Origin of the sequence: Nocardia sienata NBRC 100364 (genome assembly GCF_001613205.1) — a bacterium.
Lineage (GTDB): Bacteria > Actinomycetota > Actinomycetes > Mycobacteriales > Mycobacteriaceae > Nocardia > Nocardia sienata.
Genome location: NZ_BDBX01000005.1, coordinates 115303 through 133523, shown reverse-complemented (window position 1 = coordinate 133523; position 18221 = coordinate 115303). Strand labels below are relative to the sequence as shown.

2 protein-coding genes are annotated in these 18221 nt (G+C 69.8%); both read right to left on the bottom strand.

Going from position 1 to position 18221, the window contains the following annotated elements; genetic code table 11:
- Positions 1–15: 15 nt before the first annotated feature.
- Positions 16–738 carry a DUF6875 domain-containing protein gene (locus NS4_RS06220; RefSeq protein WP_063058530.1) on the bottom strand — a complete coding sequence of 241 codons (723 nt, stop codon included), beginning with the start codon at positions 736–738 and terminating at the stop codon, positions 16–18.
- On the bottom strand, positions 713–17962 hold the full coding sequence (locus NS4_RS06215; RefSeq protein ID WP_084486905.1) for a non-ribosomal peptide synthetase: 17250 nt from the start codon (positions 17960–17962) through the stop codon (positions 713–715). Before NS4_RS06215 ends, NS4_RS06220 begins: the two co-directional genes overlap by 26 nt.
- Positions 17963–18221 lie beyond the last annotated feature (259 nt).

Genomic DNA, 18221 nt, shown 5'->3' with positions numbered 1-18221 from the left:
GGACGGGCCCGGTGATCACGGCGGCCGCGGCGCACCGTTGTGCGCGCCGACCGGTTTCGAGGTGAGCGGATCGGCTTCCGGGACAGCGGGGTCGTGCACGAGCCGGTCGGCCATGGCCGAAGTGATGAATTCGGGAATGGCCGGGGCGAAGATCCGGAGGTATATGTCGATCCATTCATGGCTGGTGTCGAGGAAAAGGAAGTCGGTGGACACCATGTGTCGGACGGCGAGCAGGGGGAGTGGCGAATCGAGGGCCGGGAAAGCCGGATTGTGCAGCCCGGCGACAGTGCAGCCCGGATAGAACTGCCCGAGCATCAGGCCCTCGTGTACGAAACGGGTCTTCTGGTCGCGTTGGACGGCCTCGATACCGGTGTAATCGGTGAGATCGGGGAAGACCGCGAGGATGGCTTTGAAGCGGGCGTCCGGCTCTTTCGTGGGCTGCAGGGTGGGGAACAGTTCGTAGAGATCGTCGACGATGCCGGCGATACGTTCGATATCGATCCGGGGACCGTCGAAGAACGCCGCCCAGATGAACCGGCGCTCGACGGCGTGGCTCATATACGGACAGACGGGGCCGTGGCGGCCGAGGTCCGGATGAGGTCGGCACAGGTAATCGATGGTCCACCGCCGGAGTTCGGTGGTGCGGGGGTGTTCGATGGCGGCGCTCACCGGATCGGGCGCGAACAGGCTGGCGGGTTCGATTCCGGAGCGTCTACCTATGGCTCGGTCGGTGGTCATGATCGGTGTCCTTGCTGGTGTCGGGGCCGGGCGACGAAGAAGTCCGGACGGAGTGGAAGTGCTGGGTCAGGACCAGTCCGATTGCGCGCAGTGCGTCAGGGGCGGTCATCTGTTCGTGCCGGATCGGAATACGGTGTTCGGTGATCCGGCCGGTGATGTGGTCGGTCCACGCGAGTGCCGGTGCGACGCCGTCGTTCGTGTCTTCCGGCGCGGCGCTGAAATAGATCAGGTCACCGTCGAAGAGGCCGGGCCGATGGTGCCAGGTCAGGTCGACCAGCCGGGTGTAGTCGCGGTGCAGTCGGATGAGGTGCTCTTCGGTCAGGAGGGTGCCGAGTCCCCCGTGCCGGTGCAGCAGTTCGGCCGCGGCCGCCATCGTGAGTTCGGCGGAGTCCGGCTCGGCGGCGCCGGCCTCGGTCAACATCTCTCCGATGGTCGGCGTGGGCGCGCGGACGCTGTCGGCGGTGACGACGCGGGTGTCCATCATGGCCAGCGTCGCCACCTGCTCGCCGTCCCGGCGCAACCGGACGGCGATCGCGTGGGCGATGGTGCCGCCGAGCGAATAGCCGAGCAGGTGATACGGACCGTGTGGCTGGACGGCCCTGATCTCCCGGACATAGCGGGCCGCGAGCCGGTCCAGGGTGGCGAACTGCGTATCGGGTTCGGTGAGCGCCGGAGATTGCAGCCCGAAGACGGGGCCCTCGGAATCGAGATAGTGCACCAGCCCGCTGAAGCCCCAGGCCAGGCCGATGGCGGGGTGTACACAGAACAGCGGGGGGCCGTGCCCGGTGCCGCGCAGCGCAAGCAATACCGCGAGCGCGTTCTCGGGTGCCGGCTCGTCGTCGTCACCGCGGTGGCGGAGCTCGATGCGACGGGCCAGCGCCTGTGGAGTCGGATCGGTGAACACCCAGTGCAGCGGCACGTCGGCAGCGGTCGTTTCGCTCAATCGCGCCGCCAGCCGAGCCGCCTCCAATGAGTTGCCGCCGAGGTCGAAGAAGTTGTCGTCGGCACCGGCCCGTTCCCGCTCGAGGATGCCGGCGAAGGCCTCGCACACCGTGGCCTCGAGTGGCGTGTCCGGCGGCCGGTACACCGCGGACGGCCGGGCGGGCGCGGGGAGTGCCCGGTAGTCCAGCTTGCCGGTGGCGGTGAGCGGGAGCCGGTCGAGGGCGATCACGGCGGCCGGGATCATGTGGGTGGGCAGCCGCGTCGCGAGATAGTTGGTCAGGGCCGGGATATCCGGTGTGGTGCCGGGGTCGGGAACGACGTATCCGACGAGCCTGCCGGTGCCGTCACCCCGGTCGTGGACCGTGACGGCGGCCTGGGCGATATCCGTGCCGCTACGCAGGGCGGCCTCGACCTCACCGGGTTCGACGCGATTGCCCGCGATCTCGAGCTGCCGGTCGCTACGACCCACGTACCGCAGTGACCCGTCGGCATTCCAGGCGACCAGGTCGCCGGTCCGGTACATCCGGGTGCCGGGCGGTCCGTACGGATCCGGGACGAAGCAGGCGGCAGTGGTGGCAGGGCGCCGGTGGTAATCCCGGGCGAGACCCGGTCCGGACAGGTACAGTTCGCCGACCGCTCCGGTCGGCACTGGACGCAGGCCGCGATCGAGCACGACGGCGGTGAAGCCCCGTATCGGGCCGCCGATCGGAAGGGGAGCCGCCGGCGCGGTGCGCAGCGGCGCGGCGGCGCAGCTCATGATCGTGGTCTCGGTGGCCCCGTAGGTGTTGATCAGGGTATGACCCGTGGTCCATCGGGCTGCCAGCTCGGGTGGGCACGTCTCCCCGCCGAGAACCAGGGTCTCGAGCGTGCCGAGCGTGCCGGGGTCCAGCGAGGCGAGCACGGTCGGCGTGAGCGCCGCATGGGTGATGTGTCCGGCCTCGATCGCCGCGGCCAGTTCGGCGCCCGCGACCACTCGGGCGGGTGCGAGGACCGCGGTGGCTCCCGCGGCGGCGGCGCCGAGCCATTCCAGAATCGAGACATCGAAACCGGGGGAGGCGGCGGCCAGTACCCGGGCCGCGGAGGTGAGACCGAACCGCTCCCGGGCTTCGGCGGCCAGATTCGCAATGCCGGCATGGGTGACCACCACGCCTTTCGGGGTTCCGGTGGAGCCCGAGGTGTAGATCAGATACGCCGGGTGCTGCGGGCGCAGCGCTGTCGTGCGCTCGGAATCGGTGATCGCGGCCGGTGATGCCGCGGCTGTCGCCGTCGCGAAGGCCGGGCTGTCGAGGGTGAGCCATTCGATCGTGTCCGGCAGCCGGTGCCGCACGTCGGCCGAGGTGAGCCCGGTGGCGGCGCCGGAATCGGTGAGGATCCGGGTGATCCGGTCGTCCGGATCGGCGGGGTCGAGTTGTACGAACGCGCCGCCGGTTTTCGCGACTGCCCATACGGCGACGACGGCGTCCACCGAACGCGGCAGCACCAATGCCACGAACGACTCCGGCCCGACTCCGATGTCCAGCAGTTCCCGTGCCCATCGGTTCGAGAGCTCGTCGAGTTCGCGATAGGTCAGGGATACGCCGTCGCCGGCCACTGCTTCGGCGCCGGGTGCCATCGCCGAGGTGAGCACCCGCGGTAGCACCGACGGCGCCGCACCGGTCCGGCCCCGGACGGGGACCAGGGCGGCCTCCTCGGCCGGCGACAGCAGCCGGAGCCGGGTGAGTGGTAGGTCGACACATTCTGCGACGGCGTGCAGTACTCGCAGTACTCGGTCGGCGAGTGCTTCGATCCGCTCCGCGGGGATGAGTTCGGGGAGGTACTCGAAGCCCAGGCGCAGCCGGGTGCCGTGTTCGACGATCAGGCCGAGCGGATAGTGCGCGGCGTCGTGTCCGTGGATGCCCAGGACACGCAACCCGGCGATATCGGCGGATTCGGACAGCCCGGTCCGGTCGATCGGGTAGGACTCGAAGACGGTCACGGTATCGAAGATCGCGCCCGGGCCTGCCACATCCTGGATCCGGGCGAGCCCGAGGTGGTGATGGTCGAGCAACGCGGTCTGCTCGGTCCGGATACGCCGCAGCAGCCGGGCGAGGGTGTCCTCGGGGACGAGGCGTACCCGCACGGGCACCGTGTCGACGAACAACCCGACCATCGATTCGATGCCCTCGAGCTGCGGAGGTCGGCCGGAAACGGTGGCGCCGAACACCACGTCCTCGCGGCCGGTCTCGGTCGCGAGCACTATCGCCCAGGCGGCTTGGACGATGGTGTTGAGCGTGATCTCCTGTTGCCGGGCCACCGCGACCAGTGCCGCGGTGCGGTCTTCGCTCAGCTCCCGGTGGACCTCGCTCCCGGCCGCGGTCTGCCGGCGGCCGCGGTCGGCGGGCGCCAGCAGGGTCGGCTCGACCGCGCCGTCGAAGGCCCGGGCCCACGCGTCGGCCGCCGCGTCCCGGTCCTGTGCCCGCAACCAGGACAGATAGTCGCGGTAGGGGCGTACCGGGGCCGGTAGCAGGGCGGGATCGCCGTCGCCGACGTAGAGCTGCAGCAGTTCCCGGATCAGTAGAGGTGTAGACCAGCCGTCGATCAGGATGTGGTGCATGCTCACCAGCAGTCGATACCGCTGCGGGGCGAGGTCGATCAGCGTCAGTCGCAGCAGTGGCGGGGTGGCCGGGTCGAAGCCGGCGCGGCGGTCGGCCGCTGTGATCTGTTCGAGTTCGATCGCCGCCTCATCCTGTCCCGGCAGCCCGATCCGGGTGAAGGGTACGTCGACGTGCCGGTGCACCACCTGGACCGGCACCCCGGCGCTGTCGCGGTCGAAGGCGGTCCGCAGGTTCGGATGCCGCCCGAGGAGATCCCGCACGGCGCGCCGGAGACGATCCGCGTCGACGGATCCGCCGAGCTCCAGGCAGAGCTGCACCACGTAGGCGTCGAGGTCGCCGGCCGCCAGCTGGGCGTGGAAAAGCAACCCCGCCTGCAAGGGGGTGAGTGGCCAGATATCGCTCAGTCCCGGCTGCCGGGCCTCCAGCCGGTCGATCGCGGCCTGATCCAGGTCGAGGAGATCGAGGTCGGACGGGGTGAGTCCGCCGCTGCCCGGCCGGGCCGCGTGCGCGGCCAGTGCGGTCACCGCGTCGCGCCACAGTTCCATGAGCTCGGTGACTTCGACCGGGTCGAGAATGCCGGTGGGGTACTCCCAGGCGGCGGTGAGCGCCGGCCCGGCGGGTGTGTTCGTGGTGGCCGCGTTGATCCCGAGCAGGGCGGCTACGGGTGCGTCCGGATTCTGCGCGCCGCCGGCGGCTCTCGCCCCGGCCGGCATCCACTCGGCGCCCTGTACTGCCGCGGGCAGTGTGTCGAATCGGCCGAGATAGTTGAAGCTCACCTGCGGGGTGGGCAGTGCCTGCAGCACCCGGACGGTATCGCTGTCGAGATAGCGCAGCAATCCGAAGCCGATTCCGTGGCGGGGCACCTGCCTGAGCTGTTCTTTGACCGACTTGACCGCCGCTGCGGCGGCGGCTCCGGCGGCGAACGCATCGTCGATATCGATACCGGCCAGGTCGAGCCGCACCGGATAGGTGGTGGTGAACCACCCGACAGTGCGGGTGAGGTCGGCCCCGGGAAGTACGGTGTCGTGGCGGCCGTGGCTCTCCAGGGTGAGCAGTGCGTCGGTGCCGACGACGCCGCGGCGGTGCCGCCACCGGGTCAGTGCCAGCGCGAGCCCGGTCAGGAGCGCATCGTCGACGTTTCCGTGGAAGGCCCCGGGAAGCGTGGTGAGCACATCGTGGGTGATCGCGGGGGACAGCGTGATCTGGGCGGTGGCGAGTGTGGCCTGCACATCCACGGCCGGGTCGATCGACCGGTGGCCCAGCGGTGGATCCCCGGGGCCCAATGTGGAGCGCCACCAGTCGAGTTCGCTGTGATCACCGGCGGCGGTGTGCAGGGCGTCCGCCCAGCGGCGCATCGAGGTACCGACGGGCGCGAGGCGCGGCCGTTGCCCGGCCCGCACCTGGGCCCAGGCGGCGGCGAGGTCCGGGACGAGGATCTGCCACGACACGCTGTCGACCACCAGGTGGTGTGCGACGACGAGCAACCGGCCCGGCCGGCCTGCCGGATCCAGCCAGACCAACTGCAGCACCACGCCCGCGGCGGGATCGAGGCGGCCGGCCGCCGCGTCCGCCTCGGCCTCGGTGAGCGCGGCGACCTCGCTGCTGCCGAGGTCGGAGTCCACCGGCACGTGCCGGATGAGTGCGGCGGCCGATACCGCGGCCGGTTCCACGCGCAGCGCCCAGCCCGACGGGTGACCCGGTTCGCGGTACAGCCGGGCCCGCAGGATGTCGTGGTGATCGAGTACCGCCTGGACGGTGGCGCCGATACCGGCGGCGTCGATACCGGCCGGCAGGGTCAGCTCGACCCATTGGCAGAAGCGGTCGAAGCTGCCGCGTTCGAACATCCAGCACATGATCGGGGTGAGTGGCACCGGGCCCACGCCCCCACCCGGGAGCTCGGCCGGAAGCGCCGGTGCCGTGGCACCGCTGTCGGGCACCGCGACCCGGGCCAGCCCGGCGACCGTGCGGTGGTCGAACACCGCGCCCGCCGAGAACACCAGTCCCGCCGCCCTGGCGCGGGTCACCAGCTGGATGGCCATGATGCTGTCGCCGCCGAGCGCGAAGAACGAATCGTCTGCACCGACCTCGTCGAGTCCGAGTACCTCCTCGAACAGTCGCGCCAGCGTCTTCTCCGCCCCGGTGACCGGGGCCCGGGATACGGTCCGGGCCGCGGCGAAGTCCGGCGCGGGGAGCGCGGCGCGGTCGAGTTTGCCGGTCGCGGTCAGCGGTAGCGCGTCGAGCACCATCGCGTGCGCGGGCACCATATGGGAGGCCAACCGCTCGCCGGCATGAGCGAGAGTCGCCGCCGGATCTATCTCGGCGCCGGGTTCGGGGACCAGATATCCGATCAACCGGTCTCCGGTGGCGGGGTCACGGTGTACGGCCGTCGCGGCGCGGGCCACGCCCGGACAGGCCCGCAGCACCGATTCGACCTCGCCGAGTTCGATGCGGAACCCACGGATCTTCACCTGCGAATCCGCCCGGCCGACATACTCGAGTGCCAGGCTCCCATCGGGGTTTCGCGCCCATTTCACCAGGTCGCCGGTCCGGTACATCCGCTGCCCCGGTTCCGCGAACGGGTCGGCGACGAACCGCGCCGCGGTGGTACCCGTCCGGTTGCGATAGCCGCGGGCCAGTCCCGGACCGGACAGGTACAACTCGCCCACGATCCCGACCGGCACCGGGCGCAGCCAGGTGTCGAGGACGACCTGCCCGACCCCGCGGATCGGCCCGCCGATCGTCACCGCCGTGTCCGCCCCGAGTGGCGCGGTGGCATCGGTTTCGACCGTGGCCTCCGCGGGACCGTAGGTGTTGACCAGGGTCCGGCCGGGTGCCCATTGCGACACCAGTTCCGGCGGCGGCACCTCGCCGCCCAGCGCGACGGTGTGCAGACACTCCAGCCCGGCCGGGTCGATCGTGCCCAGCACCGTGGGGGTGAGCGCGGCATGGGACACGCGCTCGCGGCGCAGAATACGGGACAGTTCGGCGCCGCCGTAGGCGTCGGGGGGTGCTATCACGAGCTGTCCGCCCGAAGCGAACGCGCAAAGCTGTTCGAGGACCGCCGCGTCGAAACTCGGCGAGGCCGCATGCAGAACTCGGGTGGCCGGCCCGATACCGAAACGCGACTGTTGTTCGGCGACCAGATTCGCCAAGCCTCGATGCGATACGACCACACCCTTGGGCACCCCGGTCGAGCCGGACGTGTAGATCACATACGCCACCTGATCGGCCCGCACCGGCAGTGTTCGCTCCGCATCGGTCACCTGCGTCGCCGTCGTGGCCGCGACTTCCGCGGCCGTCGCCGGTTCGTCGAGGACCAGCCGGCGTACCCGGCCGGGCAGCCGATCCTGCCACTGGCCCGAGGTGATCCCCACCGCGACACCGGAATCGGTGAGCATGTGTTCGATCCGGCCCGCGGGGTAGGCGGGGTCGACCGGAACGAACGCAGCCCCCGTTTTGGCCACCGCCCAGATCGCCAGCACCGACTCGACCGACCGTGGCAATGCCACCGCGACACCGGTCTCCGGTCCGGCGCCCCGGGCGATCAGGCACCGTGCGAGCCGATTCGATTCCGCGTCGAGTTCGCGGTAGGTCCACCGGCGATCTCCGCACACCACCGCGACCGCCTCCGGGTCCCGGCCGGCGGCCAGCAGGTCCGGGAGGACTCGCTCGGTCACCGCCGGATCACCCGATACCGAGAGCAGCTCCCGGTACTCCGCCGGGAAGAGCAGATCCAGCCGGCCCAGCGGCCGATCCGGTTCTGCGACAGCGAGGTCCAGTACGCGCAGTATCCGGTGCAGTATCGCGGTCGCCGCGTCGTGGTCGAAGAGTCCGGGCAGATACTTGACGCGCAGGTGTAGCCGGGTATCGAGATGGGCGACCACGCCCAGCGGATAGTGGGCGGCGTCGGTACCGGTCACGTCGGCGACCCGCAGGCCGGCGATATCGGTTTCCGCGGTCACCCCGCCGCGGTCGACCGGATAGGACTCGAACACCGTCATCGTGTCGAACACCGCCCCCGGCCCGGCGGCATGTTCGATATCGGTCAGGCCCACGTGGTGGTGATCGAGCAGACCCGCCTGCTCCGCCTGGATCCGTTCCAGCAGGTGTCCCGCGCTCTCGGCGGGGTCGAGCCGGACCCGCACCGGCAGTGTGTTGACGAACAACCCGATCATCGCTTCGATACCCGGTATCTGCGGGGGACGCCCGGAGACCGTGGACCCGAATGTCACATCGTCGCGGGATGTCAACACGCTCAGGACGATCGCCCACACCCCCTGGATCACCGTATTGAGGGTGACCCCCCGGGCCTGTGCGAGACCGGCCAGTCGCGTGGTCTGCTCCTCGGTCAGTTCGGCGGTCACGTCACGGGATCCGGTGTAGTCGCGCCCGGGGTCCGCCGGAGCCACCAGGGTCGGTTCGTCGGCGCCGTCGAATACGCGGGCCCAGGCCTCGAGCGCGGCGGTCCGGTCCTGCGCGCCGAGCCACGCCAGGAAATCCCGGTAGGGCCGGACCGGGGGTAGCACCTCGACGGCACCGTCGGTGGCGTAGAGCACCAGCAACTCGCGGAGGAGCAGCGGGGTGGACCAGCCGTCGAGCAGCAGGTGATGCTGGGTCAGCACCAGCCGGTAACTGCCCGGCCCCGTGGTGACCAGCATCCAACGCAACAGCGGGGGGCGTGCCGGGTCGAACCTGGTCGCCCGGTCCGCGGCCGTCAGCAACTCCCAGTCGCGCGCTCGGGCGTCGTCGTCCAACCCGGACAGGTCGAGCTCCGACCAGGGCGCCGCCACACCGCTGTCGACCACCTGGACCGGTCCGATATCGGTGACGAAGGCGGTGCGCAGATTCGCATGCCGGTCGAGCAGCAGCTGTCCGGCTCGCCGCAGCCGCTCCGGATCGACCCGGCCCCGGAGTTCGAGGACCAACTGCACCACATACGCGTCCCTCGATTCCTCGGCGGCCAGCGCGTGGAACAGCAGACCTTCCTGCAGTGGGGTCAACGGCCAGATATCCTGCACCGCCGGATATCTGGCTTCGAGCCGCTCGATCTCGGACTGCCCCAGCCGGACCAGATCCAGATCCGACGGCGTCCATCCCCCGGCCCCGGGGCCCCGGGCATACGCCGCCAGCGCGGTCAGCACGTCCGACCACAAGTGCGCGATCCGGCGGACCTGCTCGGCGTCCAGCACTCCGGCGGGATACGACCAGATCGCCCGCAGGCGCTGCCGGACCCCGTCATCGACGAGCCGGGCGGTGATATCGAGCACCGCCGTCACCGGCATATCCGGATTCAACGCACGGGCGAGTTCGGCGCCGGAGAAGTCGCCGCCGTCGTCCACCGGCTGCCATGCCTGCGCCTGCCCGCGGGGCCCGGCGACGATGCGACCGAGATAGTTGAACCCGATCTGCGGCGTGGGCAGGGCGCGCAGTAGCGGCGCGGTGTCCTCGTTCAGATATCGCAGCAGGCCGTAGCCGATGCCGTGGTCCGGGACGGCGCGCAACTGCTCCTTGACGGCTTTGACCGCTGCGCCGATCGCCGGCCCGCCCGCGCACGCGGCGTCGACGTCGATATCCGAAAGGTCGAGTCGTACCGGGAAACTCGTGGTGAACCAGCCGACCGTCCGCGTCAGGTCCGCGCCCGGGACCACCTGTTCCTCGCGGCCGTGACCCTCGAGGCCGATGACCGCCGCCGCGGGCCGGCTGCCGGTGGTGCTCGCGGGCTCGCGCTCGCGGCGCCACTTCGTCGTCGCCAGCGCCAGCGCGGCCAGCAGGCCGTCGGCCACGGTGCCGTGGAACGCGGCGGGTACCTCGGTCGACAGCGCCGCGGTGACCTCGGCCGAGAGCTCGACCTCGACCGTGCGCACCGTGTCGGCCACATCGACCGCGGGGTCGAGGGGACGGGACCCGATCACCGGATCGGGTTCGGCGGCCACGGCCTGCCATCGACCGAGTTCCGCGGTCCGCTCCCGGCGATGGGCTGCCTCGACCAGTCCGTGCGCCCAGCCGCGCATCGATGTCCCCACCGGAGCGAGATCGGGCGGTTCGCCGGACTCCGTCCGCGCCCACGCGATCGCGAGATCCGGTACCAGCACCCGCCAGGAGACACCGTCGATCGCCGAGTGGTGCACCAGCATCAGCATCCGGTCGGGCACCGCGGGATCCACCGGATCGAACCAGACCACCTGCACCACGATGCCCGCACCCGGATCGAGCCGTTTCGCCGCGGCCGCGGATTCCGTGGCGGTCACGGCGCGGAACCCGGGGGTACCCGGCTCCGCCTCCGTGACCACCCGGTGGATGATGTCGTCGGATCCGATCGCGCCGACCGGTAATGTCTCCCAGGACCAGCTCCCGTCGTCGGCCGGGAGCAACCGGGAGCGCAGCATATCGTGCCGATCGAGGACCGCCTGCACGGTCTCGGCCAGCCGCTGCCGTCGGGTTCCGGTGGGCAGAGCCAGCATTACGGCCTGGGCGAGGCGGCCTGTTCCGGAACGCGTGTGCTCGGTGAACCAGTGCATGATCGGCGTGAGCGGGATCGGTCCCACACCTGCGCCGGGCAACTCCACCGAAGCGCGGGCCTTCGCGGCCTCGTCGTCACGGACGGCGACCCGGGCCAGACCGGCGACCGTGCGGTGGTCGAACACCTCGCGCGCGGAGAACAGTACCCCCGCCGACCTGGCCCGGGTCACCAGCATGATCGACATGATGCTGTCGCCGCCGAGCGCGAAGAACGAATCGTCGAGTCCGACGGTGTCGATACCCAGGACGTCGGCGAATGCCCCGGCGATAATGCGCTCGAGCGGCGTCTGCGGTGCCCGGAAGGGCGTGCTGTCCGCGCGGACCGGTTCCGGCAGCGCCTTACGGTCCAGTTTGCCCGCCGGCGTGAGCGGAATCTGTTCGAGAACTGTGATCGAAGGCGGGATCATATAGGAGGGCAGGCGGCTGCCGAGATATTCGATCAGCTGTGTGACATCTACCGATCGACTCGGTGCGGGAACGACATACGAGGCCAGCGCCATGGCGCCGGTAGCGGTGGGGCGGCCGACGGTGGTGGCGAATCCGACGGACTCGTGCGCGCCGAGTACCGCGTCGATTTCCCCGAGTTCGATGCGCAGACCGCGAATCTTGACCTGGAAATCCGACCGGCCCAGATACTGGATGGTTCCGTTCGCGGTCCACCGGGCCATATCCCCGGTGCGGTACATCCGCCGACCGGTTTTCCAGGGGCAGGCGACAAAGCGTTCGGCGGTCGTGCCCGGGCGGTGGTGGTAGCCGCGCGCGAGCGGCGCGCCCGCGACGTACAGTTCACCCCTGACCCCGGCGGGGACGGGTTGCAGCCGCTGGTCCAGAATCCACGCGGTGACACCGCGCATCGGACCACCGATGGTCACCGGTTCGCCCGCCACCATGGGGGTGGGTCGCGTCGCGGCGACCGTGACCTCGGTGGGCCCGTAAGTGTTGAACACCTCGTGACCGTGGCTCCAGCGCTGAACCAATCCGGTCCCGTAGCCCTCACCGCCGACCATCAGCGTGCGCAGATGCGGTAGCGGCCATCGGTCGGCGTCGACGGTGGACAGCGCGGAGGGGGTGATGAGGATGTGACCGACCCGCTCGCGGTCGAGCAGTTCGCCGAGCGCGTCGCCGCCGTTGACGTCATCGGGCGCGATCACCAGAGTCGCACCCACGACCAGTGCCGACATCAGTTCCAGTATCGAGACGTCGAAGCTCGGCGAGGACAGATTCAGGACGCGCGAACCGGGTCCGATGTGCAGACCGTCGTGGTGCTCGCTCGCGCAGCCGGCCAGCCCGCGGTGCCCTACCGCGACTGCTTTGGGCAGGCCGGTCGATCCGGAGGTGTAGATGACGTAGGCGAGATCGTCCGGACGCAGGGGGCGCACCCGGTCGGCGTCGGAGATCGGTCCGGTGTCGCCGTCCTGGTCCGGGGTGCCGATGGTGTCCGGGGTCTGCCAGTCGATGGTGTCGGGCAGCCGGTCGCGTACCGAGGCGATCGTCAGACCGAGTACGGCGCCGGAATCGGTGATCATATGGGTGATCCGGGCGATCGGATACGTCGGGTCGATCGGCAGGAACGCGGCACCGGAGGCGGCCACCGCGCAGACAGCGAGCACGAAATCCGCGGATCGTGGCATCGCCACCGCGACGATGTCCTCGGGACCGACGCCCCGCCGGATGAGCATCCTGGCCACTCGGCCGGCGCGTTCGCCCAGTTCCCGGTAATCGATGCGGTCGCCGTCGAAGACGAGCGCGGTCGCCGTGGGATCCCGTGCGGCGCCGGCGGCCAGCAGGTCGGCCAAGGTGCGGGGTGCGACACCGCGCGGCCCGGAACGCGTCAGCAGATCGGCACGTTCGGCGGGTTCGAGCACCTCGATCGATCCCACGGGGACCGCCGGATCGATGGCTACCGTGTCCAGTATCCGAACCCAGCGGCGCACCAGGGATTCGACCGTGCTCGCATCGAACAGCTCCGTCGAGTAGGTGACCGTTACCGCCAGCCCGCCGCTGTCGTCGTCGGCCAGCATCAGTTGCAGATCGAACCGGGAGACGTCTTCGGGCAGGTCGAGCACCGTTACGTCCAGTCCGGGCAGTTCCAGATCGGCCCGGGCCAGATTCTGGAAGGCCAGCAGCACCTGGAACAGCGGATGCCGCGACTGGGAGCGCTCCGGAGCGAGTTCGTCCACCAACTGTTCGAAAGGCACGTCGGCATTCCCGAAAGCGGCCAGATCGATCCGCTCGACCCGGTCGAGGAAGGCGGTGAACGACTCGCCGAGGTCGACGTCCGTGCGTAGGACCACCGTGTTGACGAACATTCCGATCACGTCGTCGAGGACGGCGGCGCCCCGACCGGCGACCGGTGTTCCGATCGCGATATCGCCGGATCCGCTCGACCGGGCCAGAGTTGCCGCGAGCGCGGCGTGGATCACCATGAACAACGACGAGCTGCGGTCACGGGCGAATGCGCGCAGCTTCGCCACCAGATCGGCGCCCAGTCCGAACCGGTGACTCGAACCCCGGTTCGACCGCACCGCCGGTCGCGGCCGATCGAACGGCAGGCCCAACTCCTCCGGCAGTCCGGCCAGTGTTTCCGTCCAGTGCCTGATCTGCCGGGCGCTCAGTGATCCGGGGTCGCCCGGGTCGCCCAGGGCAGCGCGCTGCCACAGGGCGTAGTCGGCGTACTGGATGGGCAGCGGTGGCCACGACGGTGCCTCGCCATGAGCGCGGGCGGCATACGCGGTCGCCACGTCGCGGGCCAGTGGCGCCATGGAGAAGCCGTCCGCGGCGATATGGTGCACCACCACGGCCAGCACGTATTCGGGGTCGGCACCGCCGGTCACCCGGAACAACCGGGTACGCACCGGTACCCGGACGCTCACATCGAAGCCTTCGTGGACGAACTCCGAGATCGCGCCGATCACCCGGTCCGGCGCCACCGGTACCGGACTCAACTCACGATCGACGGCGTCGACCGGTTCGACCACCTGGGTCAGCGTTCCCTTCCGTTCCGGATAACGCGTCCGCAGCGACTCGTGCCTGTCCAGGACGTCGGTCATCGCCGCGCGCAGGGCGCCGAGGTCGAGTTCGCCCCGCAGCCGGACCGCGATCGGCATGTTGTAGGCACCGGAGGCGGTGTCGTACTGGTTGAAGAACCACATGCGCTGCTGGGCGGGTGCCAAGGGTACGAGGTCGGGCCGGGGTCCGGCGATCAGCGGCGGGCGTTGCCGTCCCGTGCGCATCTGCTCCTCCACGTGGACGGCCAGCGCCGAAACCTGTGGTGCCTCGAACAACAACCGCACCGGGATCTCGGCACCCAGCGCCGTCCCGAGCCGGGCGGCGACCCGGGTCGCCGTCAGGCTGTCGCCGCCGAGTGCGAAGAACGAATCGTCGAGACCTACGGTGCCGACGCCGAGCACCTCGGCGAAAATTCGCGCGACGGTCCGTTCGACCGGTGTCCCGGGCGGCCGGAACGGCGCGGTGCCGGTGACGACGGGGTCCGGTAGCGCCTTGCGGTCCAGTTTGCCTGCCGGGGTGAGCGGAATATGCTCGAGCACCGTGATCGAGGGCGGGACCATATAGGAGGGCAGCAGGCCGCGCAGGTGTTCGGTAAGGAACGCGATATCTATCGAATGACCGGGCGCGGGTACCACGTAGGAGGCCAGTGCGGCGGTACCGGAGCCGGTGGGGTGGCCGATGGTGACGGCGAATCCGACCGACTCGCAGGCCGCCAGGGCGGCATCTATCTCGCCGAGTTCGATACGCACGCCCCGGACCTCGACCTGGAAATCCGACCGGCCCAGATACTCGAGGGTTCCCTCGGCGGTCCAGCGGACCGTATCGCCGGTGCGATACATCCGCCGACCGGGCTGCCACGGACAGGCGACGAAGCGCGCGGCGGTCGATCCCGGGCGGTGGTGGTAGCCGCGGGCGAGCAGCGCGCCCGCGATGTACAACTCACCGGCCACACCCGCCGGGACGGGTTCCAGCCGCCGGTCCAGTACCCACTCCGTGGCACCACGGATCGGGCCGCCGATGGTGACCGGGTCTCCCGGCGCCAACGCAGCGCTGTGGTTCGCCATGATGGTGACCTCGGTCGGGCCGTAGGCATCGAAGAACTCGCGTCCCCCGACGGCCCAGCGTCGCACCAGCTCCGGCGGGCAGGCGTCACCGGCGGCGACGACGACGCGCAGACTGTCCAGCCCGGCCGGATCCACCGAGGCCAATGCTGCCGGGGTCGCCACCGCATGCGTGACCCGGTCGCGGCGGACCAGATCGGCGAACTCCGCGCCGCCGTAGGTTCCGGGCTCGGCGATGACCATCGTGGCGCCGGCGCCCACCGCGAGCACTAGTTCCCAGACCGAGGCGTCGAAGCTCGGGGAGGCGAGATGCAGGGTGCGCGAATCCCCGGTCACCGTATAGCGTTCACGTTGTTCGGCGGCGAGGGACGCCAGCCCGGTATGGGTCACGGTCACGCCTTTGGGTGTGCCCGTGGAACCCGAGGTGTAGATCAGGTAGGCCGGATGTCCGGGCCGCAGCACCGTGGTCCGCTCGCGGTCGGTGATCGGTCGGGCATCGCCGTGCGGGTCGTGGTCGCCCGGTAGCAGCCATTCGACGGTGCCGGGTAGTTTCTCCCGCACCGCGCCGACCGTGAGTCCGAGCGTGGCCCCGGAGTCGGTGACCATATGGGTGATCCGGGCAGCCGGATACGACGGATCGATCGGCAGGAAAGCGGCGCCGGACTTCGCCACCGCCCACAGGGCCAGAACCGAATCGCAGGAGCGCGGTATCGCCACGGCGACGGTGCTTTCTGGCCCTGCGCCCCGTGCGACGAGTGTCCTGGCCAATCGGTTGGAGCGCTCGTCGAGCTCTCGGTAGTCGATCTGTGTACCGCCGCATACGAGCGCCGGAGCGCAGGGGTCCCGGGCGGCGGCCGCGGTCAGTAGTTCGGCGAGGGTTCGGGGAGCCGTGGTGCGGGGGCCGGACCGGGTCAGCAACTCCGCGCGTTCGGCGGGATCGAGTATGTCTATCGATCCCACCGCGACTCCCGGCTCTGCGGCCACCGATTCCAGGATCCGAATCCATCGGCGCATCAGCGAGTCGACTGTGTCCCCATCGAACACTTCCGCCGAGTAGTCCACTGTGACGGTCGCTCCGTCGGTATCGGCCTCGGATACCGCGACCCGCAGATCGAGCCCGGGTGCGTCGGGAAGGTCCGTCTCCGCCGCGTCCGGACCGCTCGGGTCCGCCGCCGCGTACGCCGGGGGCCCGCAGGCCACCATCACCTGGAACAGCGGATGCCGTGACGGCGACCGGAGGGGCCGCAACTCCTCGACCAGCCGCGCGAACGGGATACCGGCGTGATCGAAGGCGGTCGAATCGACCCGCGATACGCGGTCGACAAGCCCGGTGAATGATTCGCCGAGGTCGATTCCGGTCCGCAATACCACCGCATCGGCGAATTCCGGGGCCGCCCCGCCCGCTGTGGTGGCGCCGCGCCGGGCCACGGGAGCGCCGACCGCGATATCGCCGGAACCGCTCAGCCGTGCGAGCAGGACCGCCATTGCCGCATGGACCACCGTGAACAACGAGGTGCCACGTGCGCGTGCGAATCCGTCCAGCGCGCCGACCAGGTCCGCGTCCAATCCGAACCGGCGGTTCCCGCGCCGGTCCGATGCCACCGCCGGCCGCGGCCGATCGAACGGGAGCGGCAGTTCTTCCGGCAGATCGGCGAGCGTGGCCTGCCAGAACGCCAGGTTTTCGCGGCGGCGCCGGATCCGGGCGCCGGCCCGGGCACTCTCGGGATGGACCCGCTCGAGGCCGGAATCCGGTCCGGCGGCCGCGAACGCATCCAGGAACTGCGCGAATCGGATCCGATGCGCTGCCAGTTCGGCCGGGGTGTAGAGATCGGGGTTGGCCATGAAGTGCAGGATCGTCCGCGGGGGATCGCCGGTCTGGTACAGATCGACCAGCAGATCGTCGACCGGTCCGGAACTGAGAATGTGGAATTCCCCGGTGACCGGCCCGAGCCGGATCTCCTGGGGGAAGAACATGACGTTGACCATCGGGCCGGCGTAACGACGCTGTCCGTTGGTTCCGGCGGCGGCGCGGATATCGTAGAGGCCGCAGCGCTGATGTCGCAGGGCGCCGATCAGGTCGGACTGCACACGCCGCACGAGCGTCGCCACCGTTTCTCCGCTGCCGAGCTCGATCGGGAACGGTGCGACATTGACGAACACCCCTCCGGAGCGCCGGAGTACCGCGGTGGTGCGCCCCGAGACCGGGATATCGACCAGCACGTCGTCCCGGCCGGTCATCCGGGCCAGATAGCACCCGAAGGCGGCGATCACCACGGCGGCCGGACTCGCGGCCAGCGCTGTCGCGGTCCGGTCTATCCGGGCCACCGTCTCCGGTGCCAGTTCGCCGAGCACGGTCACACTTTCCGCGCACGCGGGCGCGTAACCGGTCGCGAGAGTCGATCCCTCCCCGACACCGGCGAGCCTGTTCAGCCAATACGCCTGGTCGTCGGTGAACCTCTTCGACTCCCGATAGCTGCGGTCCGCTTCGTAGAGAGTGCGCAGATCCGCCGCCCGGCACGGCTCCGCCGGGGCGTCGCTCTCCGCGGTCCCGTCCCGCACCGCCGCGGTGTACAGCGCCGCGACCCGGTTCACCATGGTCATCGCGCCAAAACCGTCGAGCGCTACATGGTGAACCCGGTTGTACCACAGGTAATGCCTGTCGCCGACCTGCAACAGTGCCCCGGCGAACAGGCGGTCCCGGACGATATCGAGCGGTGCCGTGTATTCGCGTCGCATCCACTGCAGACCCGCCGCCATCGGATCCGGTTCGCCGCGCATATCGAGGACCGGCCCCGTCGACGCCAGATACGGGTCGTACAACTGTTGCGGTTCACCGTCGTTCTCCACCAGGCGCAGATACCCGGATTGGAATTCGTGGCCGGCTCGAAGCAGACAACGGCGCAGCAGCTCGATATCCAGGTCCCCGTGTAGTTCGATGTACTGCGCCTCGGATATCGGAATATCCGGGCGTAGCTGCTGCGCGAGCCACAATCCCCGCTGCCCGGCGGACAGGGGAACGGGATTCCCGACCGTATTCCCGGATCGGGCCGGCCCGCTTCCTCCCGATCCTGGCTCAAAATTGGGGTCCGAGCGTTCCATAGCTCTCCTCCATAACCGGCCGCCCTCAGTGTAAGCAGAGGTTTTTGCCCGAGTACAGACCGAAACTTCGCTTCGCGCCCAGGATTCTTTGCCGGAAACCCGAAATCGGCAGAGTGTGCCGTAACCTGATCCAGTCTTCCGGGTATCGACCGTGTCGAGGTTCGCACATAATATCGGCGGACGTCACGTTCCGATAAACAACAACAGAGGAATTCGTTACACCTTGCCAACAGTTCGCGCACCGAAATCCGGTAAGCGT

What these genes read in the sequence shown, in the direction of transcription:
- NS4_RS06220 (WP_063058530.1), bottom strand. Translation starts at nt 738, where the DNA reads ATGACCACCGACCGAGCCATAGGTAGACGCTCCGGAATCGAACCCGCC.
- NS4_RS06215 (WP_084486905.1), bottom strand. Translation starts at nt 17,962, where the DNA reads ATGGAACGCTCGGACCCCAATTTTGAGCCAGGATCGGGAGGAAGCGGG.